General features: G+C 58.8%; 23 protein-coding genes and 1 pseudogene. 9 read left to right on the top strand and 15 right to left on the bottom strand.

Annotated elements, in window-relative coordinates; translation table 11 throughout:
* Positions 1-120: pseudogene (locus tag JJD74_RS05455) on the top strand (IS30 family transposase); the annotation flags it as partial.
* Positions 104-1180, top strand: a complete 1077-nt coding sequence (locus tag JJD74_RS05460) for a S8 family peptidase (protein ID WP_234451665.1) — start codon at positions 104-106, stop codon at positions 1178-1180. The pseudogene JJD74_RS05455 and the gene JJD74_RS05460, both read left to right, overlap by 17 nt.
* Before the next feature lie 593 nt (positions 1181-1773).
* Here JJD74_RS05460 and JJD74_RS05465 read toward each other — a convergent pair.
* The 3 genes from JJD74_RS05465 to JJD74_RS05475 form a co-directional block, all read right to left on the bottom strand.
* Positions 1774-3120, bottom strand: coding sequence for an ATP-binding protein (locus JJD74_RS05465; RefSeq protein ID WP_200612064.1), 1347 nt, complete (start codon positions 3118-3120; stop codon positions 1774-1776).
* The gene (locus JJD74_RS05470; protein WP_200612067.1) at positions 3117-3794 is read right to left on the bottom strand and encodes a response regulator transcription factor; all 678 of its coding nucleotides are present in this window, start codon (positions 3792-3794) and stop codon (positions 3117-3119) included. The genes JJD74_RS05465 and JJD74_RS05470 overlap by 4 nt, the downstream gene beginning before the upstream one ends.
* Positions 3795-3945: 151 nt before the next feature.
* The gene (locus JJD74_RS05475) at positions 3946-4551 is read right to left on the bottom strand and encodes a membrane protein (RefSeq protein WP_042560511.1); all 606 of its coding nucleotides are present in this window, start codon (positions 4549-4551) and stop codon (positions 3946-3948) included.
* Between the two features lie 142 nt (positions 4552-4693).
* Between JJD74_RS05475 and JJD74_RS05480 the strand changes: the two genes are divergently transcribed.
* Positions 4694-5485 (top strand): dienelactone hydrolase family protein, encoded by a 792-nt coding sequence (locus JJD74_RS05480; RefSeq protein ID WP_047302675.1) that lies wholly within the window; start codon positions 4694-4696, stop codon positions 5483-5485.
* Positions 5486-5634: 149 nt separating this feature from the next.
* Positions 5635-6360: a 4'-phosphopantetheinyl transferase family protein gene (locus JJD74_RS05485; RefSeq protein ID WP_200612069.1), complete on the top strand. Its 726-nt coding sequence runs from the start codon at positions 5635-5637 to the stop codon at positions 6358-6360.
* 54 nt (positions 6361-6414) lie between these two features.
* On the opposite strand, the gene JJD74_RS05490 is transcribed toward JJD74_RS05485, so the two are convergent.
* Together JJD74_RS05490 and JJD74_RS05495 are read right to left on the bottom strand one after the other, a co-directional pair.
* On the bottom strand, positions 6415-8025 hold the full coding sequence (locus tag JJD74_RS05490; RefSeq protein WP_042560514.1) for an ATP-binding protein: 1611 nt from the start codon (positions 8023-8025) through the stop codon (positions 6415-6417).
* Entirely contained in the window at positions 8022-8744 is a 723-nt protein-coding gene (locus tag JJD74_RS05495) for a response regulator (RefSeq protein WP_042560515.1), read from the bottom strand. Before JJD74_RS05495 ends, JJD74_RS05490 begins: the two co-directional genes overlap by 4 nt.
* A gap of 771 nt (positions 8745-9515) precedes the next feature.
* Here JJD74_RS05495 and JJD74_RS05500 point away from each other — a divergent pair.
* On the top strand, positions 9516-12410 hold the full coding sequence (locus JJD74_RS05500) for a ribonucleoside-diphosphate reductase subunit alpha (protein WP_042560516.1): 2895 nt from the start codon (positions 9516-9518) through the stop codon (positions 12408-12410).
* A gap of 464 nt (positions 12411-12874) precedes the next feature.
* Here the strand turns inward: JJD74_RS05500 and flgE are convergent, their stop codons facing one another.
* From flgE to JJD74_RS05530, 6 genes are all read right to left on the bottom strand, one after another.
* Positions 12875-14209, bottom strand: a complete 1335-nt coding sequence (gene flgE / locus JJD74_RS05505; RefSeq protein ID WP_200612072.1) for a flagellar hook protein FlgE — start codon at positions 14207-14209, stop codon at positions 12875-12877.
* 30 nt (positions 14210-14239) lie between these two features.
* Positions 14240-14968 carry a flagellar hook assembly protein FlgD gene (gene flgD, locus JJD74_RS05510; RefSeq protein ID WP_200612075.1) on the bottom strand — a complete coding sequence of 243 codons (729 nt, stop codon included), beginning with the start codon at positions 14966-14968 and terminating at the stop codon, positions 14240-14242.
* Between the two features lie 15 nt (positions 14969-14983).
* Positions 14984-15427 (bottom strand): flagellar basal body rod protein FlgC, encoded by a 444-nt coding sequence (gene flgC / locus JJD74_RS05515; RefSeq protein ID WP_042560519.1) that lies wholly within the window; start codon positions 15425-15427, stop codon positions 14984-14986.
* 3 nt (positions 15428-15430) lie between these two features.
* Positions 15431-15841, bottom strand: coding sequence for a flagellar basal body rod protein FlgB (gene flgB, locus JJD74_RS05520; RefSeq protein WP_200612078.1), 411 nt, complete (start codon positions 15839-15841; stop codon positions 15431-15433).
* 369 nt (positions 15842-16210) lie between these two features.
* On the bottom strand, positions 16211-17038 hold the full coding sequence (cheR, locus tag JJD74_RS05525) for a protein-glutamate O-methyltransferase CheR (RefSeq protein WP_042560521.1): 828 nt from the start codon (positions 17036-17038) through the stop codon (positions 16211-16213).
* 46 nt (positions 17039-17084) lie between these two features.
* Complete coding sequence (locus JJD74_RS05530) at positions 17085-18017, bottom strand: chemotaxis protein CheV (protein ID WP_042560522.1); 933 nt, start codon at positions 18015-18017, stop codon at positions 17085-17087.
* An 81-nt stretch (positions 18018-18098) separates the two neighbouring features.
* Between JJD74_RS05530 and flgA the strand changes: the two genes are divergently transcribed.
* The 4 genes from flgA to JJD74_RS05550 all read left to right on the top strand — a co-directional run bounded on the left by flgA (position 18099) and on the right by JJD74_RS05550 (position 20703).
* On the top strand, positions 18099-18860 hold the full coding sequence (flgA, locus tag JJD74_RS05535) for a flagellar basal body P-ring formation chaperone FlgA (protein WP_115146192.1): 762 nt from the start codon (positions 18099-18101) through the stop codon (positions 18858-18860).
* Positions 18861-19021: 161 nt separating this feature from the next.
* Positions 19022-19348, top strand: coding sequence for a flagellar biosynthesis anti-sigma factor FlgM (gene flgM / locus JJD74_RS05540; RefSeq protein ID WP_042560523.1), 327 nt, complete (start codon positions 19022-19024; stop codon positions 19346-19348).
* 48 nt (positions 19349-19396) lie between these two features.
* Entirely contained in the window at positions 19397-19864 is a 468-nt protein-coding gene (locus tag JJD74_RS05545) for a flagella synthesis protein FlgN (RefSeq protein ID WP_042560524.1), read from the top strand.
* Positions 19865-19956: 92 nt separating this feature from the next.
* Complete coding sequence (locus JJD74_RS05550; protein ID WP_115146191.1) at positions 19957-20703, top strand: flagellar brake protein; 747 nt, start codon at positions 19957-19959, stop codon at positions 20701-20703.
* A 65-nt stretch (positions 20704-20768) separates the two neighbouring features.
* Here the strand turns inward: JJD74_RS05550 and JJD74_RS05555 are convergent, their stop codons facing one another.
* The 4 genes from JJD74_RS05555 to JJD74_RS05570 form a co-directional block, all read right to left on the bottom strand.
* Positions 20769-22163, bottom strand: coding sequence for an MFS transporter (locus tag JJD74_RS05555; RefSeq protein ID WP_042560526.1), 1395 nt, complete (start codon positions 22161-22163; stop codon positions 20769-20771).
* 69 nt (positions 22164-22232) lie between these two features.
* Complete coding sequence (locus JJD74_RS05560) at positions 22233-23474, bottom strand: glutamine synthetase family protein (RefSeq protein ID WP_196304175.1); 1242 nt, start codon at positions 23472-23474, stop codon at positions 22233-22235.
* 200 nt (positions 23475-23674) lie between these two features.
* On the bottom strand, positions 23675-24367 hold the full coding sequence (locus JJD74_RS05565; RefSeq protein ID WP_042560528.1) for a sensor histidine kinase: 693 nt from the start codon (positions 24365-24367) through the stop codon (positions 23675-23677).
* On the bottom strand, positions 24364-25968 hold the full coding sequence (locus tag JJD74_RS05570) for a tetratricopeptide repeat-containing response regulator (protein ID WP_200612080.1): 1605 nt from the start codon (positions 25966-25968) through the stop codon (positions 24364-24366). Before JJD74_RS05570 ends, JJD74_RS05565 begins: the two co-directional genes overlap by 4 nt.
* Positions 25969-26117 lie beyond the last annotated feature (149 nt).

Genomic DNA, 26117 nt, shown 5'->3' on the forward strand with positions numbered 1-26117 from the left:
CTGACCGTCGAAGCCGTCAATCGGACAGTAGCGAGGATCAATCTACGCCCGCGCAAGCGCTTGGGCTGGAAGACGCCGTACGAAGTGCATACAGGGGTGAGCGTTGCACTTATGTGTTGAATTCAGGGCCAATATCTCAATCATCCCCGCGCTTGCGCTGCCGCTGCTGTTAACCGGATGCCTGACAAACCCCGTACAGCCCGCTATCGATCCGACGCCGTTCGAGACGCCGGAATATCAAGCCCAGAAAGGCCTGGCGATCATTCATGCTTCATCTCTATATGCCCGTGGCGGCACCGGTCAGGGCGTGGCCGTCGCATTGATCGACTCGGGATTGAACAGCAACGTGCCGGAATTTCAGGGACGGCTGCGTGATCCGGGGTTTGATCATGTCGAAAACCGGGTCGGCACCTTTGACCGAATCGGTCACGGCACCCAGATGGCGGGCATTCTCGCCGCCAACAAGGACGACCAGGGTATGCACGGCGTCGCGTTCAACGCACAGCTGATTCCGTTTCGTTTCGGTGACGACAATGAGCCGTTTTTCTTCGACAGCGAGATTGCCCAATCCTGGCAGGCCGGTTTCGACAAAGGCGCACTGATCCTCAATAACTCGTGGGCCAATGCCATCCCGGCGACCGAGATCAATGAAGCACGCTACAAGCAGGTCATGCCGGAATCGCTGGCAACCGCCCGAAAACTGGTTCAGGACGGCGCGGTATTTGTCTTCCCGACCGGTAACGAATTGAAACGAGAACCCTTGGCCGAACCTGGCTTGCCGCTCGCCCTGCCAGAACTTGAAAAAGGCTGGATCGCCGTGGTTGCACTGAAAAACGATGGCAGCGCCATCAATGCCAAATCCAACTACTGCGGCGTGGCAGCAGCCTGGTGCATCGCCGTACCGGGTGGCGACTCAGGTGCTGACCAAGGTCTGTTGACCACCAACAAGTATGGTCAATACGTGCAGACTGCCGGCACATCTCCAGCCGCCGCACTGGTCAGTGGCGCCATGGCAGCGCTGCAAAGTCGTTATCCCCAACTCACGCCACAACAAGTACGCGCGCACTTGCTGGCCACCGCCAACCGGACGGGCATTTACGGCAACAGCGAAGCCTACGGACAAGGACTGCTGGATCTAGAAGCCGCCTCCCGCCAAGCGCCGGACTTCAGCGTTGATTGATGCAGTTTTGAGGGACTGACAGAAGTGTTTGGGCGAGGGTATGCACCTGCGGTATATCGAACCGGGCTCGCATCCAGAAAAGCACCACAAAGATCAGAATCAAAAGATCGCAGCCTCCGGCAGCTCCTACACTTGAGCCGAGTACACGCAAGAAACTGCCGACTGTCAGCCCGCCATCGCGGGCAAGCCAGCTCCCACAATTTTGAACTCAATGCAAAGCGTACACCGCCCGGCCTCTCCACCACTCAACACAATGAGCGTTAGCTCGAGTGCAGCTGTTGATCTTGATCTAAAAGGCCCGTCGGCAGGCTGAGTGTAGGGGTTCATCCGGGGAAGACATCGAAAGGAGGTGCAGCGAAGCAAACCGGAATCGATGCCCCGGATGGATCCCGGAGCGAAGGAACCCCGAGCCCCAGCGAGTGGGCCGAACGTCAGGGCAAAGCCTTTTGGGTTATTTTTTCGCTGGGCCGGCACCCCGGCGTCTGGAAAAAGTGACTCGCCGTAAGGGCGAAACCCTAAGCCGCCATAACCGCAGCAACGGATATACACCCCAACCCCAAAACCAAAACCAACCCCAAAACCCCGGTCAAAACTCAAACCGCAGGAAAGTGAATCCTGAACGCCGCCCCCCCCATCGGCGAATCGCCCAGCGCGAGTTTGGCGTTATAGCTCTCAATAATATCCTTCACCACCGCCAACCCGATCCCCTGCCCCGGATGCTGCCGATCCAGGCGCTCACCACGTTCCAGAATCCGCGCCCGCTGATCCGGCGGCACCCCCGGCCCATCATCCTCAACACACAACTCAATCCCTGCCAGGCTCTCACGCACACTGATGCGCACCTCACCCAGACAAAGCCGATAAGCGTTCTCCAGCAAATTCCCCATCATCTCCAGCAAGGCGCCCTGCTCGATCGGCACATAACAATGCTCCGGCAGATCAAACACCACCCGCACACACTTGTCGCGATACACCTTGTCCAACGTATCGCACAGACTTTGCAGCACCGGACGCAACCGCACCTGATGCCGCACCAGCCCACTTTTACGCAAGCTCGCCCGCTGCAGCTGATAACTGATCTGCTGACTCATGCGCTCAATCTGACTTTGCAGAACCCAGGCCTGATCGACGTCTTTAGGTCGCTGAGCCATGTCCTCACTGACGCCTTGCAACACCGCCAACGGCGTTTTCAGGCTGTGCGCCAAATCATCCAGAGAATCGCGATAACGGCTGCGCTGCTGACGCTCGCTCAGCAGCAAGCGGTTCAGCGAGCCTGTCAGGCGCAGCAGTTCGCGCGGGTGTTGTTCGGTGAGACTTTCGCGAGTGCCGGTTTCGATTTCGTCGAGCTCCTGACTGAGTTGGCGCAGGGCTTTCAGGCCCCAGGTCAGGCCGATCCACAACAGAGCCAACAGCACCAGCAAGGCTGCGCCGAAGCCCAGATAGAGATTTTCGCGCAGGCCTTCGAGGGTGGTTTCGTACTCGCGCACCGGTTGCAGGGCGACGATGCTGAACGCCGCACTTTTGCCGCCGAGCAGTTTGACTTCAACGTCGTAAACGAAGAACTCCTGACCATTGGCTTCGCGTATCCGCGCGAACTCATTGCCGAGTCCGTCGTAACGCGGCTTGTAGTTGATCTGTTCTTCCTGAGTCGCTCTGGAACGCCAGACCAAGTGCCCTTCACGGTCATAGATGTAACCGAGCAAACGGAAGTCGGTGAGGTTGAAACGCTCGTCGGGCAACTGCGACGGCATCATCAATCGCCCGTTTTCAACGCGCGCGGCAGAGATCAGCGTGGTGACGTCCGAAGCCAGGCGTTGCTCGATCGAATCCTGCAAGGCAAGGCTGAATGCGCCTTGCATCGCCGGCAGCAGGGCAAGCATGAACAACACCGCCAATGTGGTGGCGGCGAGCATCAGCCGAACGCGAAGGGAACGAATCAAGTGCAGCGCTCATTGAACAGGTAACCGAGGCCACGCACGGTATCGATCGGCTTGAACCCGGCCGGGCCTTCGAGTTTGCGGCGCAAGCGGCCGACCAGCACTTCGATCACATTTGGATCGCGCTCGTCGTCGTCCGGATAGAGCTGCTCCATCAAGCGATCCTTGGGCACCACTTGCTGGTGGTGGCGCATGAGGTATTCGAGGATGCGGTATTCGTAGGCGGTCAGCGCCAGCGGTTGCTCATCGAGGCTCGCCTGTTTGCGATTGAGATCAAGCAACAGCGGGCCGGCAACGATGGTCGACTGGGTGAAGCCGCTGGAACGGCGCAGCAAGGCATTCAGGCGCGCGTCGAGTTCTTCGAACTGGAACGGTTTGACCACGTAATCATCGGCGCCGGCGGCGAGGCCTTCGACCTTGTCCTGCCAGTTACCGCGCGCGGTGAGAATGAGGATCAGAAAGGTCTTGCCGCCTGAACGCAACTGACGAATCAGGTCGAGACCGCCCATACCCGGCAGACCGAGATCGATCACCGCCAGGTCAAAGTTGAACTGGCCGGTCTGGTACAGCGCCTCTTCGGCATTGGCCACGGACTCAACCACGTGACCGCTCTCCGTCAGGCGGGTTTGCAGGTGATGGCGCAACAGCGCTTCATCTTCGACGACCAATAGCTTCATGACGCTCTCCCGGGCAAATCAGAAATCTCCAAAAACACACCTGTGGGAGCGAGCCCGCTCGCGAAGTCGGTGGATCAGTCAATGAAGATTGTCGACTGACACATCGCTTCGCCAGCAGGCTCGCTCCCACATTTAGCCTGGCGGCAACTTCTTAGAAAAAGTAGTTGGCCGACAAGTACGTCTGCGCGCTGCTGGTCAGGTCCAGCGAGCCTTGCTTGCTGCCACCACGTTCGCTCATCTCGGTGCTGGCATTGCTGCGCAGGTAACGGTAACCGAGTTCCACCGACGTGTTTTGCGAAACTTGCTGCATCACACCGAACTGGCCGCCGACTGCATAGCCGATGTCGCTGTCACGGCTAAAGCCTGGGGATTCCTGAGTCAGCTTGGTCAGACCCGCCGTCGCGCCGCCGAACAGTTTGGTGCTGCTGCCCACCGGGTAGAACAGATCGTAGCTGCCCAGCAGGTTTTCCTGACGCAGTTTAATGCCATTGTGCGAACCGGACACATTGTCGTAGGTGGCGTAGTAGCGACCTTGCGAGTTTTGCTGACCGAGGCGTACGCCGTAGGTGTTGTTGCCGTCGATCGCGCCAGTGGCGTTCGGGTGATCAAGGTTATCGTTCAGTGCGTGGGACTTTTTGATCTTGTCGCTCGTCTGGCCGAAAGTCAGGCCAGCGAAGTTGGAAGTGGTGTCGGCATGGGCCGCGATGCTGGCGCTCATTACGGTAAATGCCAGCAGCAGTTTGTTTAAACGAGTCATGGTATTTCCTCTTTCACAGTGCTGTTTGGGTATGGCGCAAGATTACTGCCCCTCCCCTGTACCGACCCTGAACGCTCTCTGAACCTGACCTGAACCAAATCGACTAGGCTGTTTTGACCACTTATCAATAAGGAGACCGACCATGCGCCTGTTCCTCGCCCTCACGTTGCTCGCTGTCAGCAGCCTCACCCAGGCTGCGATCAAGACTGAGGAAATCCCCTACCAGAGCGCCGACGGCACCAAGCTGCTCGGTTACTACGCCTACGACGACGCCATCAAAGGCAAGCGTCCGGGGATCGTCGTTGTGCATGAGTGGTGGGGCCTGAACGATTACGCCAAGCGCCGCGCGCGGGATCTGGCCGAACTCGGTTACAGCGCGCTGGCGATCGATATGTACGGCGAAGGCAAGAACACCGAGCACCCGAAAGATGCGATGGCGTTCATGCAGGCAGCGACCGCGGACGCGGCGGCCGCCAGCAAGCGTTTCGAAGCCGGGCTGGATTTGCTGAAGAAACAGCCACAGACCGACGTGAACAAACTGGCGGCCATCGGTTACTGCTTTGGCGGTGCGGTGGTGTTGAACGCGGCGCGTCAGGGTGTGCCGTTGGCGGGTGTGGTGAGTTTCCATGGCGCACTGGCAACCAAAACCCCGGCCACGCCTGGCAGTGTGAAAGCGAAAATCCTGGTGGAACATGGCGCGCTCGACAGCATGGTCACACCGGACAACGTCAGCGCCTTCAAAGCAGAAATGGACAAGGCTGGCGCTGACTATAAATTTGTCAGCCTTGAGGGTGCCAAGCATGGCTTCAGCAATCCGGATGCTGATCGCTTGAGTCATGGCGAGCACGGTGGCCCGGATATCGGCTACAACAAAGCCGCCGATGAAAAATCCTGGGCGGACATGAAAGCGTTCTTCCAAAAAATATTTGGCTGACCTGAAAGACCGCGGCGCGGCCTTCGCGAGCAGGCTCGCTCCCACATTGAATCTGCGTTGATGACTAATTCTCTGTGGGAGCGAGCCTGCTCGCGAAAGCCGCGCCACTGATCTCGACCTTGTCCCGACTAACCGGCAAAATGCCCGTCATGAATCCAATTCCAGCCCTCCCCGCCTGTTGCACCCCGCTCGATGCTCACTGGCCGTTGCCGACGGTATTGCCCGACACGGTGCTGCTCAGCACGCATTTCGATCCGTCACAACTGCTTGGCAATGACTTCCAGCGCAGCGCCATCGAGCCGCCGCCGAGTATTCAGCGTTCGGTGGCCAAGCGGCAGGCGGAGTTTCTAGCGGGGCGCATCTGCGCCCGCGCGGCGTTGCAGCAACTTCAGGGCAGCGGCGTGGTTCCGCCAATTGGCGAAGATCGCGCGCCAGTCTGGCCGGCGCACATCTGCGGCTCGATCACCCACAGCACCGGGCGCGCGGCGGCGATTGTCGCCAACAAGCAGCATTGGCGCGGTTTGGGCATGGACCTGGAAAACCTGCTCAACCGCGAACGCGCCGAGCGCCTGGCCGGAGAAATTCTGACCGCGCCGGAAATGCAGCGCATGGCTGCGGCATCGCCGGATCAAACGGCCCTGTGGGTGACACTGACGTTTTCGGTGAAAGAGAGTTTGTTCAAGGCGCTCTACCCGATCGTGCAGAAACGCTTTTACTTTGAGCACGCCGAGGTGCTGGAGTGGACCGAGGCGGGATCCGTCCGGTTGCGCTTGTTGACCGATCTGTCGGCTGAGTGGCGCAACGGCACGGAGCTGGATGCCCAGTTCGGGGTGCAGGATGGTCAGTTGTTGAGCCTGGTCAGCATCAAGGCCTGAGATCATTATTGCCTGATGGGCCCTCATCGCTGGCAAGCCCGGCCAGCTCAAGACTCAGCGGCGTTCCTGATTCCTCGGCCAACTCAGGCTAAAGCAAGCTCCACCCAGGCTTTTGCTTTTGCCAATGATCGCCCGGCCGTCATGCCAGTGGATGATCCGCCGCACAATCGATAACCCCAAGCCATGCCCGCCCGACGCCCGTGTGCGACTGTCGTCCAGACGTAGAAACGGCGTGAAAATCCGTTCCCACGCCACTTCCGGTACACCCGGCCCGTCATCTTCGATATCAACCCGACAACGCAATTGCCCGACCTGATAACTCACCGTGACCTTCGAGTGCGCGTGGCGCATCGCGTTACCCACCAGATTCTGCAGGGCGCGGTGCAGATACCGAGGCTCAGCCTCGACCCAGGCATCATCGTTGTCGGCAGCCGACAGGCACAACCCACGCTGCACCGTGACCTCGGCGCGCAACGGCGCCAGCTCTTCGATCACCTGATCAACCAACGCGTCGAGGTCAATGCGCTGAAACGTCAGCGCCGGCGAACCCTGCTCCAGCCGCGCGTAGGTGAGCATTTCGTCGACCAGCTTATCGAGGTCCTCAATGTCGTGATCCATGCCTTCACGGTACTTTTCCAGTGCTTGCGGGGTGGTCGCCGAGCCGATCATCTCCAGACCGAAACGCAGGCGCGCCACCGGCGTGCGCAATTCGTGAGACACCGCGCGCACCAGTTCGCGCTGGATCGCCAGCAACTGCTGCAAGTGCTCGGCCATGCCATTGAACGCCGAGGCCAGGCGCCCGACCGAGTCGGCACCGCGCGCCGGCACGCGGGTTTCCAGGCTGCCCTTGGCGATGCGCGTGGCCGCTGCTTCGAGACCGCGCAAACGCCGCTCCAACTGACGCACCAATAGATAAACGATGAGGCCGATCAAACTCAGACCGAGCGCGGCGATCAGCACCAGCCACTCCGGCGGGTACGGATTCATCTGATACAACGGGCCGATTTCCAGCACCCATGGCGTGCCGACCATGCCGGCAAAGACACGGATCGAATCGCCGCCCTTGCCCAGCGCCATCACCGTATCGCCCTCGGACACGCGCCGGCTCTGGTCTTCGTCCATGTCGGCGTCACTGATCGTGACCAGCCGCAGGTCAAAACCAAAACCCTTGTCTTTCTTTATCTGCGCCAGCCGTTTCGGTTGTTCGGCCACTGGCACGCGCACCAGCTCATCAGCCAGCAGATAAATCGTCGCCCGGGCCAGTTGCTCGCTGATCTGTTGCACTTCGCCGGTGAGGACGATTTGCTCCTTGTCGCTGACCAGTCGATAAACTTTCGCCGCGTGCGGCCCGGTCTGTTCGACCAGCGCCTGCCCGCGCTGCACCCGGGCCCGCTGAGACAAATCGAGATCGGTTTCGGCAAATGTCTTCAGGGTCAGCGGAATCCCCAGCAGTCGCTCCCACACCAGCAGCGCACGATGGCGCTCGGTTTCGTTCATCGGCTGCAGGTTGTCAGCCATCAGCGAGAACGTGCCGTGGGCCAGACGCTCGCGATATTGCTCGCTGCGCACCTGATTGAGCAGGTTCAGCGCCAATACCCCGAGCACCGCCACAAGAATCAGCGCTGCGCACATGCCGCCGTAGATGCGCAGAAAGATCGAGTTCACAGCGTCAGGTCTACGCAGGCTTCAGGGACAAACAGATAGCCTTTGCTGCGGATGGTCTTGATCAGGCGTGGGTGATCGGGGTCATCACCGATTTTCGGGCGGATGCGCGAGATACGCACATCGATCGAACGGTCCTGGCCGTCGTAACCGATGCCACGCAGCGCAGTGAAGATTTCCTCCCGCGACAGGATGCGCCCGGCGTTGGACACCAGCAGCCAAAGCAGGTCGAATTCGGCGCTGGTCAGCTCGATGCCGTTGTCGCTCAGCCAGGCCTCGCGCAATGCGTTGTCGACCACCAGCGGACCGAATTGCAGGCGACGGCTTTTTTCCGCGCTCGGCTCGGGTGTGTCACTGCGTCGCAGCAATGCCTGAATGCGTGCCAGCAACAGTCGCGGACGCACCGGTTTGCACACGTAATCGTCGGCGCCGAGGTCAAGCCCCTGGATCTGGTCGGCATCGTCGGTGCGCGCGGTCAGCATCAGGATGGGCCCGTCATAACGGTCGCGCACCTTGCGGCAGATCGTCAGGCCATCTTCACCGGGGAGCATCAGATCGAGGATTACCAGATCCGGCTGCTCGGCGATGATCCGCGCCGCCGCCAGCGCGCCGTTGCCTTCGATCTCCACGCGCAATCCATTGGCTTGCAAGTAGTCCCGAGTGAGTTCGGCCAGACGTTGATCATCCTCGACTATCAATATCTGAAAGGCTTGTTGCTCCACCGGTGACCTCTGCTTGCTGTTTTTATTAATAGAAGGAAGGCGATGCCCTGCCAGGCACGGTCCTACATTTTTCTGAATCCTCCCGTTCATTTGTCATGTCCTGGGAGGATAAGAATGCCTCTGCATGGGCCGATTGTATAAACGGCGTACAGCCAGAACACAAGTCGGTAAATGCGTTCGGACAAGGCCAGATTTTGTGATAGGGTTCGCGCCCTTAAAAAACCGCTGAAGCGATTTTGTCGGCGGAAAAACAGTGACAAACGGTCTAGGTCAGCAGGTTCGCGGCCTACACGGGAATTCCAGGTTTCTTACACAATTTACGCACAGGTTTATCCACAGTCCGTACGTTGCAACACCCCTTAAAACGCATTATCTTGTAGCGCAGCGAAAACAGAGACCCTACATGTAGGGTTTTCGCCTTAAAAGGCCAACCACATTTCAGAGCTGAAACTCAAGCGATTTATGGCGAGTTTCAGCTTGAACGCAGCAAGTTTTTCGAAGACCAAACCGCACTGGCGGATGGCACCGTTTTTATAGCCCCGAACGGGCAAAACGGTATGGGTGTTGCAGTCATTACTGTCATCCGAAAGGAATCCGGTTCGAGCCTGTGCTCGCAACCAAAAACTTCGGCAAGGATGCGGCGTCGTAGCCTTTTTCCTACTGCTCCGAAGTTGTGAATGCCGACTCTCGTCGGTTGTAGTGCTTCGGGACAGAACGGTGAGCACCATGATGGTGCCCAAACAAACATAGAGAATGTGGAGACAATCCCTCATGCAAACCGACACAACTCGCGAGAACCCGCAGGGCACCTTGCCGCAGGCCGCTGATTCGAATTCGGATCTGGCAGCCACCGCGCCTGGTCAACTGCGCGTGATCAAGCGTAATGGCACTGTCGTTCCTTACACCGATGACAAGATCACCGTCGCTATCACCAAAGCGTTTCTCGCAGTTGAGGGCGGCACCGCTGCCGCTTCGTCGCGAATCCACGACACCGTTGCCCGCCTGACCGAACAGGTCACCGCGACCTTCAAGCGTCGCATGCCTTCGGGCGGCACCATCCACATCGAAGAAATCCAGGACCAGGTCGAACTGGCCCTGATGCGTGCCGGTGAGCAGAAAGTCGCTCGCGACTACGTGATCTACCGCGACGGTCGTTCGAAAGAACGCGCTGCCCACGCCCCGGCCGAAGAAGCCGTCAATGCGCATCCGTCGATCCGCATCACCCGTGCCGACGGCAGCCTGGCGCCGCTGGACATGGGTCGCTTGAACACCATCGTCACCGAAGCCTGCGAAGGCCTGGCTGAAGTCGACGGCGACCTGATCCAGCGCGAAACCCTGAAAAACCTGTACGACGGCGTGGCCCTGACCGACGTCAACACCGCCCTGGTGATGACCGCCCGTACGCTGGTCGAGCGCGAGCCGAACTACTCGTTCGTGACCGCCCGCCTGCTGATGGACACCCTGCGTGCCGAAGGCCTGAACTTCCTGGAAGTGGCCGAGAGCGCCACTCACCACGAAATGGCCGACCTGTACGCCAAGGCCCTGCCGGCTTACATCGCCAAAGGTATCGAGTTCGAACTGCTGAACCCTGTGCTGGCCACCTTCGACCTGGAAAAACTGGGCAAGGCGATCAACCACGAGCGCGATCAGCAATTCACCTACCTGGGCCTGCAGACCCTGTACGACCGCTACTTCATCCACAAGGATGGCGTGCGTTTCGAACTGCCGCAGATCTTCTTCATGCGCGTGGCCATGGGCCTGGCGATCGAAGAGAAGAACAAAGAAGACCGTGCGATCGAGTTCTACAACCTGTTGTCCTCGTTCGACTACATGGCTTCGACTCCGACCCTGTTCAACGCCGGTACCCTGCGTCCTCAGCTGTCGAGCTGCTACCTGACCACCGTGCCGGATGACCTGTCGGGCATTTACCACGCGATTCACGACAACGCCATGTTGTCGAAATTTGCTGGCGGCCTGGGCAACGACTGGACTCCGGTCCGTGCGCTGGGTTCGTACATCAAAGGCACCAACGGCAAGTCGCAAGGCGTGGTTCCGTTCCTCAAAGTCGTGAACGACACCGCTGTAGCCGTTAACCAGGGTGGCAAGCGCAAAGGCGCTGTGTGTGCTTACCTGGAAACCTGGCACATGGACATCGAAGAGTTCATCGAGCTGCGCAAGAACACCGGTGATGATCGTCGTCGTACCCACGACATGAACACTGCCAACTGGATCCCTGACCTGTTCATGAAGCGCGTCTTCGATGACGGCCCGTGGACCCTGTTCTCGCCATCCGAAGTACCGGATCTGCACGACCTGACCGGCAAGGCGTTCGAAGAGCGTTACGAATACTACGAAGCCCTGTCCCAGTACCCGGGCAAGATCAAGCTGTTCAAGACCATCCAGGCCAAAGACCTGTGGCGCAAAATGCTGTCCATGCTCTTCGAAACCGGCCACCCATGGCTGACCTTCAAAGACCCGTGCAACCTGCGTAGCCCGCAGCAGCACGTCGGCGTGGTTCACAGCTCGAACCTGTGCACCGAGATCACCTTGAACACCAACAAGGACGAGATCGCGGTCTGCAACCTGGGCTCGATCAACCTGCCGAACCACATCGTCGACGGCAAGCTGGACACCGTTAAACTGCAACGCACCGTGAACACCGCCGTGCGCATGCTCGATAACGTGATCGACATCAACTACTACTCGGTACCGCAGGCGAAGAACTCCAACTTCCGCCACCGTCCGGTAGGTCTGGGCATCATGGGCTTCCAGGACGCTTTGTACCTGCAGCACATCGCCTACGGCTCCGACGCTGCTGTCGAGTTCGCCGACAAGTCGATGGAAGCGGTCAGCTACTACGCCATCCAGGCTTCTTGCGACCTGGCTGACGAGCGCGGCGCTTACGAGACGTTCCAGGGTTCGCTGTGGTCCAAAGGCATCCTGCCGCTGGATTCGCAACAGATCCTGATCGAACAACGCGGCCAGAAGTACATCGACGTTGACCTGAACGAATCCCTGGACTGGGCACCGGTTCGCGCCCGTGTACAGAAAGGCATTCGTAACTCCAACATCATGGCCATCGCACCGACCGCAACCATCGCCAACATCACCGGCGTATCGCAGTCGATCGAACCGACCTACCAGAACCTGTACGTGAAATCGAACCTGTCGGGCGAATTCACCGTGATCAACCCGTACCTGGTTCGCGACCTCAAGGCTCGCGGTCTGTGGGACTCGGTCATGATCAACGACCTGAAGTACTACGACGGTTCGGTTCAGCAGATCGAGCGCATCCCGCAAGAACTCAAAGAGCTCTACGCTACCGCGTTCGAAGTGGACACCAAGTGGATCGTTGACGCGGCCAGCCGTCGTCAGAAGTGGATCGACCAGGCCCAGTCGCTGAACCTGTACATCGCCGGCGCATCGGGCAAGAAGCTTGACGTGACCTACCGCATGGCTTGGTACCGTGGTCTGAAAACCACCTACTACCTCCGTGCCCTGGCCGCGACCAGCACCGAGAAGTCGACCATCAACACCGGCAAGCTGAACGCTGTTTCCAGCGGCGGTAACCACGGTGAAGATTCGGTCCTGGCAGCTCCGGCCGGTCCTGCTCCAGTGCCAAAGGCTTGCGCGATTGACGAGCCGGATTGCGAAGCTTGCCAATAAGCTGAGCATGTTCAGGTGTCGAAAGGCGCCTGAATGAGAACCCCCGACAGACTTCTGGTTTGTCGGGGGTTTTGTTTTTTTGGGGTTGGGGGCATCGCCTTCGCTCGGTGTGCTGAAGGGGCAAAAGATCAAAAGCCCCTCACCCTAGCCCTCTCCCCGAGGGAGAGGGGACTGACCGTGGTGATTTGGAGAGATATACCGGGTGAGTACCGAGTCAAGTTCAAGCTCTGAATAGCCCACAAGTCCGCTCCCTCCTCCTCGGGAGATGGCCGAACGTGAGGGCACAGACCTTTGGTTACTTTGGACTGGGCCGGCACTCCGGCGCTTGCCAAAGTGGCCCCGACGTCAGGGCACAACCTCAAGCAGCCATCATCGCAGCAACGGATATCCCCCGCCCCCAAAAACGCCACCCACAAAAAAGCCCCTCAAAAAGAGGGGCTCTCTTTACAGCCAAAAACCCAGAATCAAGCCATCTGAATAATGGTCTGCATGATCGTGCTCTGAGTCGAAATCGTTTTCGCGTTCGCCTGATAGTTCGATTGACCCTTGATCAGATCAACCAGCTCATTGGTCAGGTTAACGTTCGACTCTTCCAGCGAGTTGGACTGAATGGAACCCAGAGTACCGGTTTCCGGAGCGTCGTAACCCGGGATACCCGAAGCAAAGGTTTCTTTCCAGCTAGTACCACCGATAGCCTGCAAACCCTGCTCGTTAGTGAAACTGGCCAATGCAACCTGGCCGATGGCTTTGCTTTGGTTGTTACTGAAGTTGGCAAACAGCGTACCGGTGCCGTCGATGGTCAGATTGGTGATCTGGCCAGTGGCGTAACCATCCTGAGTCGGGATCGTACGCGAGTTGTCCGCGTTGTACTGGGTGGTCTTGGCCATCGAAATGGTCACACCCGCCGGGTTTGCTGCTGCGCCGTTAGGAACAAAGTTACCGTTGATCACATTGCCCGGCACCCAGCCTGTCATCTTCAGGTCGCTGCTGATGATCGGATTGGCCGGATCTGCCGGGTTTGGTGTGCTGACCTGAGTCAACTTGCCTGCAGAGTCAAAGGTCAGGGTCGATGCCACTGGCGGAGTGGTTTTTGGATCGCTACCCGTTGCATCCGGGTTACGACCGTCGACCAACGTGTACACCTTCCAGGTATTTTCGCCCGTCTTCACCACATACTGATCCATGTCGTGCTTGTTGCCTTGCGTATCATAGATCGGGGTGCTGAACGACTTGGTGTAAGTCTCGACCTTGGACGGATCGAATATGACGGCGTTGGCGCCAGTATCAACGATCACGGGGGACGAAGAGTTCAAGTTGATGCTCGACCCAACGGCCGAAGTTGACTTCGGCGCCAGGTTCGAGGTGTCGATTTTCAGATCGGTCAACACACCGTTGATGATCTTGCCGTTGGCATCCACACCGTAACCTTGCAGACGCGAGGTGTAATCGGTGTTGGTGATGAAACCGGCATTGTCGACTTTGAACGTACCGGCACGGGTATAGGAGATGGAGCCGTTATTGCTCATGGTGAAGAAACCCGAGCCGTTGATGCCCATGTCCAACACGTTACCGGTGTTGTTGATGTCACCCTGGGTGAACTGCTGCGAAACGTTGGCCAGGCGCACACCGTTACCGATGACCTTGCTACCGCTGCCCAGCTTGGTCGCCGAATAGACGTCTTCAAACTCTGCACGGGAAGATTTGAAACCGGCAGTCGCGACGTTGGCGATGTTGTTGCCGGTCACGTCCAGTTGTTTGTTGGCTGCATAGAGACCGCTAAGGCCGATATTGAAAGACATATTCCACTCCTTTGTGCCGGTTAGTCGGCTCTATATACCAATGGTTTGTACTTTGGACAGGGCGACGGAGCCCTTGCCGGCCAGGTTGAGCATCAGCTCGCCACCGGTCTGGCTGATCGTCACGCTGTTGACTGTGGCTGGCAGGTAAGTCGCCAGGTCCGTCGCGGCGCCGTTGATCGGTGCGTTGGCCTTGAAGGTGTAGGTACCGACGGGCACCACGGTGCCGCTGGTATCCTTGCCATCCCACGTGAAACTGGCGGCGCCAGCGGCGCGGCTGCCCAGGTCGATGGTGCGCACCGTTTTGCCGTCCTTGTCGGTGATGGTCACGATGCCGCCCGCGATGGACGATGGCACGGTTACCGAACCGGTCAGGCCTTTGGTCGGATCGTCGAGCTGTGCGGTGTTGGTCTGCACAATTACGTTGCGCCCAACCAGAGACGACGCCTGCAACGCTTGCGAAGAGTTGTAGTTGCCGGCCAGCCCGCTAACGGTGCTGTTGAGCGTGGTAATGCCTTCCAGGCTGCTGAACTGCGCCAACTGTGCAACGAACGCACTGTTGTCCTGCGGATCAAGCGGGTTCTGGTTTTTCAGCTGGGTAACCAGCAGTTGCAGAAACGCATCCTTGCCCAAGGCCTGGCCACCGGTGGCGCTGTTGGTGGCCGAAGCGATGCCGCCCGAAGTAGTGCTGCTCGTCTTCTTCGAGGAGTTCGCCAGGATGTCTTTCATGCTGAGGTTATTGGTGGTATCGGTAACGCTCATGGCAGTCGCACCTTATTACTGACCGAGGGTCAGTACTTTCTGCATCATGGTTTTGGCGGTGTTCATCATTTCGGCGTTGGTCTGGAAGGACCGGCTCGCGGAAATCATGTCAGCCATTTCTTCCACCACGTTGACGTTCGGGTAGTAGACGTAGCCCTTGCCATCGGCAGCCGGATGATTCGGCTCGTAGCGCGCTTCGAGGTTGCTCTGGTCTTCGACGACTCCCAGCACCTGCACGCCTTGACCCGCAGCGTCCTGGTTCTGGAACAGCGAGTTGCTGCCGCCACTCTGGCCACCCTGGAACATGGTGGCGAATACCGGGTGACGGGCACGGTAGGTCTGGTCGATGCTCGACGAGACGGTCTCGGCGTTGGCGATGTTCGATGCCACGGTGTTCAGACGCGTGGTTTGTGCGCTCATGCCGCTGCCGGCAATGTTGAAAACGCTGGACAGGGACATGAATTACTCTCCGCGCAGGGCTGAAACCAGCCCTTTGAATTTGCTGTTGAGCAGGGTGAAGCTGGCCTGGAAGCCCACGGCGTTTTCCGCGTAGTTGGACTGTTCCAGTTGAGCGTCAACGGTGTTCTGGTCAATCGACGGTTGCATCGGCGTGCGATACAGCAGCGATTCGTCGCCATTGCCCACGCCTTCAGCCTCGATGTGACGGCTATTGGTCATGTTCAGGGCGAAGTGGCCGCCGCTTTTGGTTTTCTCGGTCTGTGCTTCCAGCACTTTGGAGAAGTCCAGATCCCGAGCCTTGTAGTTCGGGGTATCGGCGTTGGCGATGTTGTTGGCCAGCACTTCGGCGCGTTGGGCGCGGAAGCCCAAAGCCTTTTCGTGAATGCCGAGCGCTTTATCGAAGCTGATGCTCATGTCGGGAACCTTCAGGTGACCGGTTTTTCGTAACTGAGCTTTAGCAAGCTGCGTGCCAAGGCGAGAAACCCCCATAAACCGGGGCCTTGCGGGCTATCGGCAAAGCGGCAATGCCAGAAAAGCGGCAACCGGTTTCCGCCAGATGCCGCTTTTCTGCCGCTTGCCCCTGCCCTCAAGAACACTAGAGAGCAAATGTGGGAGCGAGCCTGCTTGCGAAGGCGGTGGGTCAGCCACCAATGATGCTGATTGGGAAACCGCTTTCGCGAGCAGGCTCGCTCCCACAGGGTTTTGCGGTGATTTCGGATTAAACGCCAGGCACAAAAAAACGGGAGCCCCTGAGGACTCCCGTTCTTGTGTTGCCGATGCCAGTTACTTCGCCTGGTAAATGATCCCCGGGCTGCACTGAACCATCTGGTAATGATCCGGCAAACCGTTCAGCGCTTCGGAAGCGCCGAGGAACAGATAACCGCCCGGCTTCAACGTGCTGTGAATGCGCAACAGGATGTCTTTCTTCACTTCGGCAGAGAAGTAGATCAACACGTTGCGGCAGAACACGATGTCGAACTTGCCCAGCGCTGCATAGCTGTCGAGCAAGTTGAACGAGCGGAATTCCACCCGGCTCTTGATCGGCGCCTTGATCACCCAGCGACCCGGCCCTTTCGGGTCGAAATAACGCTGCAAGCGCTCGGCGGACAAACCGCGACCGATCGCCAGGCTGTCGTACTCGCCGGTCTTGCAGTTGTTCAGCATGAGACCGGACAAGTCCGTGGCAACGATTTGTACGCCCATCTTCAACTGACCAAGGTTACTGCGCTCGAACTCGTCGATCGACATCGACAGCGAGTACGGTTCCTGGCCCGACGAGCATGCCGCCGACCAGATCCGCAGACGCTGGTTGGGACTGGCCTTGATGGCTTCGGGCAGCACCTTGTTCTTCAAGACTTCAAACGGATAGGTGTCACGAAACCACAGGGTTTCGTTGGTCGTCATGGCATCGACCACCTGTTCGCGCAAACCGCTGCGCGGCTGGGTCTGGATGCGCTGAACCAGCTCACCCAGTGACTTGATGCCTTGCACTTCCATCAGTTTGTTGAGACGGCTCGAGACCAGGTACTGCTTGTTTTCACCGAGCAAAATGCCACAGGCTTTTTCCAGAAATACCCGGAACTGTTCGAAATCCAAATTACCCGTAGACAATGATGCCGCCTCTTAAATCGTGTTGACCGCCAGGGGCAGAAGGCCCCTAGCTGATATCTGCTGCTTTGATCCGGTCGACTACCCGGGATGCCAGGTCATCAGGACGGAATTTGGCCAAAAAGTCATCGGCACCGACTTTCTTGACCATCGCCTGATTGAACACTCCCGACAACGAAGTATGCAGGATGATATGAAGCTTTTGCATGCGTGGGTCGCTGCGGATTTCCGCCGTCAGGGTGTACCCGTCCATCTCCGGCATCTCAATGTCGGAGATCATCATCAGGAACTCTTCTTCCGGCTTCTTGCCCTCGTCGACCAGCTTGCGCAGGTAATCCAGCGCCTGCTTGCCGTCGTTCAACGCCACGACTTCAACGCCGACCGTCTGCAGACACCGCGAGACCTGCTTGCGTGCCACCGACGAGTCATCGACCGTCAGCACTCGCAGCGACAACGCTTTGGTCTGGGTCTCGACATCGACCACGCCGACCGAAATCGCTTCCGGCGTCGGTGCGACTTCCGCCAGCACTTTCTCGACGTCGATGATTTCGACTAACTGATTGTCCACCCGAGTCACAGCGGTCAGGTAATGATCGCGACCCGTGCCTTTGGGCGGCGGATGAATCTCTTCCCAGTTCATGTTGACGATGCGCTCCACCGAGCGGACCAGGAAACCCTGGGTCTTGGTGTTGTACTCCGTGATGATCACGAACGGGTTTTTCTTGTCTTTCAACGCACCGGAGCCGGTCGCCATTGCCAGATCAAGGATCGGAATGGTCGCCCCCCGAATACTTGCCACCCCGCACACGACAGGACTGGACTTGGGCATCAACGTCAGCGAAGGGCATTGCAGCACTTCCCGAACCTTGAACACGTTGATCCCGTAGAGCTGCTGACCGTCGAGACGGAACAACAACAGCTCCAGGCGATTCTGCCCTACCAGTTGCGTGCGCTGGTTCACCGAATCCATTACACCAGCCATGCCAGACTCCTAAACCAACGCCAAGTGTTGTTGCGACGCACATTCATTGCTAAACGGCACGGCGCTTGCTTTTTAACTCGTATGAACGCTCAAACGACATTTTTCCGACGCCTGACATCTTCCCTCCGCAGAGGGCTTTGCGCGGTGTCCGCCATTTGCTGCTGTTTCGCTGGCAGCCCTGCCATTGCTGATGCGGTTACCATGCCTGACATGCTTATCGGCGTCACTCAGGGCTTTCTTGAGTTCACCGTAGAAGACTATCTGGCAACCAGTCAAACGGAAGGCCGCTACGAAATCGAAGTGAACCAGCTGGATCCCCGCATGCGCATGCCCATGTGCGACAAGGAATTGACAGCCTCACTGGAGAGTCCGGCACGTCCTTTGGGCCGGGTAACGGTCAAGATTCGCTGTGAGGGCGCATCCCCCTGGACCGTGTTCGTACCCGCTCAAGTCCGCCTGTTTCGCGAGATTGTGACCACTACCCGGCCACTCAAGCGCGCCGGAATTATCGAGCCTCAGGACGTGACATTGCGCGAGCGCGACGTCAGCACAATCAACCAAGGTTTTTTGACGTCGGTAGACGAAGCGATCGGGCAGAAATTAACCCGACCAACGGTAGCCGATCAGGTCATTACGCTGGTGCATCTGGAACAGGCGGAAGTTGTGCGCAAGGGCGATCAAGTGGTCATCATCGCCCGCAGCGGCACGCTCGCCGTGCGCATGCCCGGTGAAGCCCTGGCCAATGGCGGCTTGAGAGAACAGATCCGGGTGAAAAACCTCAACTCGCAACGGGTCATCAAGGCGCAAGTCACCGCGCCGGGCCAAGTGGAAGTCGCCATGTAGAAGCCCTCGTGAGAAAACTGGCGCGGACCCCGTCGCTTCCCTAAACTGTGCCGCAGCAGGACACGCGCCGGCGCATGCAGACTCATTCGCAAATGGGCCTAAAGTTTTCCAGGGGATAGCCGAAAACATGGCAAGCGTCCAAATTCCCAGAGGTTTTTATCATGGTCATCGATTTCAGCCGTTTGAACAGCTCCTCGTCACTTACGGGCAGTACGCGTACCAGCAACGCCAAGGAAACCGCCGAAAACGGCACCTCCGCGCCGCTGAATACCCCGGCCGAATCGGCCAGTACCGCTAAAAGTGGGGAATCGGTACACCTCAGCAATGAGGCTCAACAGTTGCAGAAGGTCACTGACAAGCTGCGCGATCAACCTGCTGTCGACAAAGCCCGTGTGGCCGAGTTGAAAGCCGCGATTGCCGATGGCAGCTATAAAGTCGACAGCAACCGTGTAGCCAGCAAACTGCTCAACTTCGAAGCCCAGCGCTAGGCCTTCGCCTGCGCCAGGCTTTTGGACGCTTAAAACCCAAGGCCAGCCATGCACGACACTAATTTACTGCAACTGATCAACGACGACTTTGCTCCAGCTCAACAATTGCTGGAGTTACTGCAAACCGAGGCCCTCGCTTTGCACGGTCGCGACATGCCCTTGCTGGAAGAAATTCTGGCGCGCAAACAGGCATTGATCATTCTGCTTGAACAGCATGGCCGCAAGCGCAGCGAAATCCTCGCCAGCCTGAACCTGCCGACTGACCGTACAGGGCTCGAGCAACTGGCCAGCCAGTCGAGCATTGGCGAGCAGTTGATGACGCAGGGCGATGCCCTCACTGACCTCATCAGCCAGTGTCAGGCAGCCAACGCCAAAAACGGCCAGTCGATCCAGATCCAGCAGGCCGCGACGTCCAATCAGTTGAAAATCCTCACCGGGGGCGAACCGCCAGCGCTGTATGACGCGAGCGGCACTTTCGCCAGACCCGTCAAGCCGCGCACCTTCAGCCAGGCGTGAGCCATTCGATGTGCCTGCACTATCAACACGCGGAACATGCTGGCAAAATGCTGGCCATTCATCGTCAAATTTTGTCTGGAGATTGAGAGAACGTGCCAAACGCCCTAAGCGCGGATGATGCTCCGCAGCCCCCTAAGGTGCTCACCACGCCACTGGAAATCTCCAGCAACCTGCGTCAACTGCAAGACAGTCACGACCCGCTGATCATCACGTTCCATGAACGCAGCCAGCGCTTCCAGAGCTACCTGATCAAAGTCGACCGCGATAGCGCCTCGATTACCCTCGATGAAATGATCCCGCGCGACGGCGAACGCTTTCTGCTCGCCGGCGAACCGTTCAGGGTTGAAGGCTTCCATGATGGTGTGCGCATCGCCTGGGAATGCAACGGTACGCTGAACATCGAAGAATCCGACGGCGACCGCTTTTACACCGGCGAGCTGCCGAGCGAAGTGGTTTACCACCAGCGCCGCAACGCGTTTCGCGCAGCACTGAAACTGACCGATCTGGTCAGCGTTGAACTGGGTGGCGAAAAGCTCAAGGCGCCGATCCAAGGCAAACTGCTGGATATTTCCGCTACCGGGTGCAAGCTGCGCTTCGAAGGCGACATCACTGACCGGCTGCAACTGGGCCAAGTCTACGACCGCATGATCGCCCCGCCACTGTTCGGCAATCAGCCGATTTCCGTCGAACTGCGCTATCTGCACTTCGAAGAAAAACTCAACATCACCTTCGCCGGCTTGCGCTTCCACAACATCAGTGGCCCGGCCGCGCGCAACGTCGAGCGTTTCGTCTATCAGTTGCAACGTGAAGCACGGCGTTTCGACAAAGACGATATGTGAGTCGTACGCGCAAATAAAAAGGGCAGTCCTTGAAGGGACTGCCCTTTTTTATGCACGACCGATTTTCAAGGTCTGGCGCCACTGATATCCGGCGTGGGTCTGTCGCTGTCCTCATCCGGGCTTGTTGCTGGCTCAGGCTCTGGTTCTTTTTCAGGCTCTGGTTCCGGCGCTGGATCGGGCTCTGGTTCCGGCGGCACCGGATTCTGCATCTGCTCCTGCACCACCTGCTCATCCACTCGCGGATCAAGCGCAGCAACCAGCGGCGAACTCGACATGCTGTCCGGCATTGCCACGTGATGCAGCGGCGCGTCGTCGACCTGATGCAGATTGGTCACGGCTTTCGGGCGGATTCGCCACACCAGCACCAGCGCAAAGAAGCTGAAGAACGCATACAGGCTCTGGCTGCCGAGAAACTTCATCAGCACCCCCGCCAGCAACGGCCCGATACTCGCACCAACACCGTAAGTGACCAGCAGCATCGCCGTCAGCGACACACGCCGATCCCCCTCGACGTGGTCGTTGGAAAACGCCACCGCCAACGGATACAGACAGAACTGCACCAGCGAACAGAGGAAGCCGACCACGAACAGCACCTCCAGCGGCACCTGCGGCAAGATCGCCAATGGCAACGCCGCCACCGCAAGGAAGCCGGCGAAGCAACGGATCAGCAACGCACGGTCATAACGATCAGACAGCCAGCCCAATGGCCACTGCACCAGCAATCCGGCGAAGATGCAGCTACCCATGAACAGACCGACCTGCTCGGTCGACAGCCCCTGCTGCGACGCATACAACGGTGCCAGACCGTAGAACGCGCCGATGATCAATCCCGCACCGAGCACCGTGCTCAACGACTGCGGCACGCGCTTGATAAAGAAGCGCGGCTCCATCGGTGCCGGGTGAAGTGGCGCCGGGTGAATCCGCCGGGTCAGCGTCACCGGCACCAGACACAGGGCAAAGCACAGCGCGACCAGCATCAGCAGTTCCAGACCCAGCCCCGGGTGCATGACCAGAATCAGCTGACCGAGCACCAGCCCCAGGTACGAAGCAATCATGTAGCCGCTGAACACCAGCCCACGTTGATTGGCATCGGCCTGCTCATTGAGCCAGCTCTCGATCACCATGTATTGGCACATCATGCCCAGACCGACGATGGTCCGCAGCACCAGCCACGCCGGCAACCAATCGACCATGCCGTGGCCAAGGACCGCCGCACCGACGATCCCGGCACACGCTGAATACGCCCGGATATGGCCGACCCGGGCGATCAACCGGTGGCCGATCTTGCCGCCCAGCACGAGACCGAAATAGTTGGCCGCCATCAGCGCACCGACCCACAGTCCGTCGACATTCTCGGCCGCCAGGCGCAACGCCAGATACGTAGACAAAAGGCCCGAGCCGATCAACATCATCAGCGAGGCGAAATACAGCGCTCGAAAGGATTTCCAGATTTGGCGCATCGGCGTTCCGAGCGGCTCCTTGCAGTAAAGATCGGGCTACCAGAACGATAGCCCGGTGACGATGGTACGTCAGGCCTGGGCTGCTAGAACACGCCGTTCCCAGGGAGTTATTTCATCAAAGAAGCTGGTCAGTTCCATGGTCTTCGAAGCGATGTAGCCTTCGATGAACTCCTGTCCAAACAGTTCCCTCGCCAATTGACTACGCTTCAGACGCTCGAGCGCGGCGTGCAAGGTACACGGCAGCGAAAGATTGTCCGGCACCTCGAACTCGCCCTGGATCGCTTCGCTCGGCTCAAGCTCATGCTCGATGCCATGCAAACCGGCGGCCAGACTGGCGGCGATCGCCAGATAGGGGTTGGCATCGGCGCCCGGCAAACGGTTTTCCACCCGACGAGCGACCGGCGCACTGGCCGGAATCCGCAACCCGGCCGCACGGTTATCGTGCGACCAGCAAGCATTGTTCGGCGACGCGTACGGATGGCACAGACGCTGGTACGAATTCACATTCGGTGCAAACAGTGCTGTGAAGTCGGCCATCCCCGCCTGCTGCCCACCGATGAAGTGGCGGAACATCGCGGTCGGCTCGCCGTGATTGTCACTGAAGACGTTTTTGCCCGTAGCGATGTCGACGACGCTCTGGTGAATATGCATCGAGCTGCCCGGCGTGTGCGCCAGCGGCTTGGCCATGCACACCACGGTCAAGCCGTGCTTGAGCGCGACTTCTTTGAGCAGATGCTTGAACAGGAACGTCTGGTCGGCCAACAGCAGCGGGTCACCATGCAGCAGGTTGATCTCGAACTGGCTGACGCCCATTTCATGCATGAAGGTATCGCGCGGCAAACCAAGGGCCGCCATGCATTTGTACACTTCGCTGAAGAACGGCCGCAGACCGTTATTGGAGCTGACGCTGAACGCCGACAAACCGTCCTCGCGGCGACCATCGAGGCCGACTGGCGGGCGAAACGGTTGGGTTGGATCGGTGTTAGGCGCGAACACGAAGAACTCCAGCTCGGTCGCCACCACCGGTGCCAGGCCGCGCGCCGCGTAACGGGCGATGACTGCCTTGAGCTGGCCGCGGGTCGACAGGTTGGAGCTTTCGCCGGTCAGCTCATCAGCATCGCAAATCGCCAGGGCACGCGGTTCGTCGCTCCACGGCAAGCGATGAATCTGGCCTGGCTCGGCAATCAGCGCCAGATCGCCGTCATCGCTGCCGTAAAACCGCGCCGGCGGATATCCGCCCATGATGCATTGCAGCAACACACCCCGGGCCAACTGCAAACGCCGCCCTTCGAGGAAACCCTCGGCAGTCATTACCTTGCCCCGTGGTACGCCGTTCAAATCCGGCGTGACACATTCAATCTCATCAATGCCCGTCAGTCGCTGTGCGAGTGAACGCTGGCCATCGGTTGTCATGACGCAATCCTTGTTATTTTGCGAGCCGCGAACGGCGACCCGTACAAAATAGGCTCCGGCTGTTCGCAATATCAAGCAGCGTCAAACAAAATCCCGCGTCACGGTAGATAAAGACTGAAAACCCCGCCACCCAGCGGCCCGCCATTGCCGATTTCGGTGCGCCCTTCAACGCCGTTGCGCTGATGCAACGCCGCAATTCGATTGGCGAAATACAGGCCCAACCCGGTGCTGCCGCTGCTGTGATTGATGCCCTGCACGTAGTCGGCCTGACGCTCGAGCATCTGGGCCGGATAACCGTCGCCGTCATCGTTGATGCTGATTACCAATTGCCCGGCCTCGTCACTGACGGTGATCAGCAACGACTCCCGGGCGTATCGGATGGCGTTGTTGATGCAGTTGCCCAGCACCGAAGCGACCAATTCACGGTCGAAGAAGCCCAGCGGGCTCAACGGATCAACTTCGTAGGTCGCGATGATCCCGCGACTGGCAAACACCTCTTGATGCGCCGCCAGTTGCGCCTCGATGAAATCATCGAGCTCGTGGTACGCCGGCTGCAACGGCATCTGGTTGACGCCGAGCTTATACAGCCCGAGCAGTTGCACCAGCATGCCGTTGAGGTGGGCGAACTCGAAGTCGATCACGCCCTGCTCCGTGCCTTCGCGTTGTCCTTGCGGCAGACGCGCCAGCCATTGGCTGTGGGCCTGCATGAGCATGGCCAGCGAGTTCTTCATGTCGTGGACGGTGGAGGCAATCACCGTGGAAAAATCGAGAGCCTGCTCGTCTTGGTTCATTCGCCAAACGCCTTGCTTTTCAGCTTCTGATAACGCGCATGACGCGCGTCGGTGTCGGGCATCAGGCCGACCATTTTCAGGCAGGCCCGACATTCTTCCAGCTCCGCCGACGGCACACTGGTGTCGGTGCCGTGCAGCAGCGACTGGGCCATGTTCAGCGCAATACTGATGTTCTTCGGTTGCATCTTCAGCGCCTTGCGGAACACCTCGCGGGCCTCCACCAGATTGCCGGTCTTGTACACGCGCACACCCTGACGGTTGAGGTCGGCGGCGGCGTTACTGGAACTGAGGATCGTCGGGTCATCGGTGAGCTTGGCGATGTCTTTCATCACCGCCGGATCGTCGCCGTAGATTTCCGCACAGCTCTTGAGCATCGAGTTACCCGCCTCGGCCTGACCGAGCATCTGCAACTGCTTGGCGACCAGCAACGCTGCCTCCGGACTCATGAACTGCTCCATGCCGTCGAGGCGCATCATTGCCTGCTCGGTAAGCTTGTCAGCGGTTTCAGCATCGTTGAGCAGCAGACTGGTGGCCTTCATCAGACGCGCCCGGATCTGCAGGCCCGGATCGCTCGGGTTCTCTTTGGCCACCGCGCTGAGCGTGGTGTTGATCTCAAGCCGCGTGCGGGTGTCGAGACCGCGCTCGCTGCCCTTGCTGATCAATGCGTGGGCCAGGCCGAGGTTACTTTCCGCGTCCTTGAATCGCGACTGCGCGCCTTGCGCCACGGCCTGACGATAAGCGCGCGAGGCGGTGTCGAAATCTTCGTTGGCCATCGCCAGTTTGCCCAGCAACGCCTGTCGACGCACTGCCAGTGGCGATAACCGGATCGCCTCTTCCAGCACCCGCTGCGCGCCTTTGGTATCGCCCTCGGCAACCAGCACATCGGCCATGCCGTCATACAGCGACGGCATCAGCGGGAACGCTTTCAGGGCTTTCTCGTAAACGCCTTTGGCTTGGGCAACCTGGCCACGCTTGAACAACAACTTGCCCAGCCCGGCGAATGCCCAAGGCAGCGGCCGATCAGCAATGATGCCGTCGTACAAACGCTCCAGCGCTTCGTTCTGATTCAGATCGCGCAGCGCATCGGCGCGGTAACGCAGGCACAGCGGCGAATAGCGGATGTCCTGCTTGCACAGGGCGATGCAGGCATTGAGCACCTCGACCGGTTTGCCACGATCGAGCGCTTGCAGAATCGGCTTGAGCAACGTCTTGCGCTGCTCCAGACGCTCAAGGCGCTGAGCCAGACCCGAGCGGTTGAACGGTTTGGTCAGGTAGGCATCCGGCTCATGCTCAAGAGCACTGAGCACCATCGCCTGACTGGTCTCGGCGGTCACCATGACGAACACCGCTTCATGGCTGATGAGCTTTTCCACCATCAAGTCTTCGAGGACTTGCTGGCCGTTCTTTCTACCGTCGCCGAGGTGAAAATCCTGCAGGATGAAATCATAAGACTTCTGCGCACACATCTTCAGCGCCTGCTCGCCGCTGTCTGCCGTGTCCACGTCCTTGACGCCCAGCTCGCGCAACATCGAACGCACGGAACTGCGAAAATCCGAGAAATCATCGACGATCAGAAAACGCTTTTGGTGATACGACAGCATCGAGGATTTCCAGGCAATTGAAGTAGATGAACCAAGGACGATTTCAGGCGCGCAGATGATAACTGCCGGCAAAATGCTATCAAGCGTTTTCACGCAAGTCTGAAGTCACCGTTTGGGTTATCGGCCAGAAGTCGCGTTCCCTGAAGCGG

Origin of the sequence: Pseudomonas sp. MF6776 (assembly GCF_016613125.1) — a bacterium.
GTDB lineage: Bacteria > Pseudomonadota > Gammaproteobacteria > Pseudomonadales > Pseudomonadaceae > Aquipseudomonas > Aquipseudomonas iridis.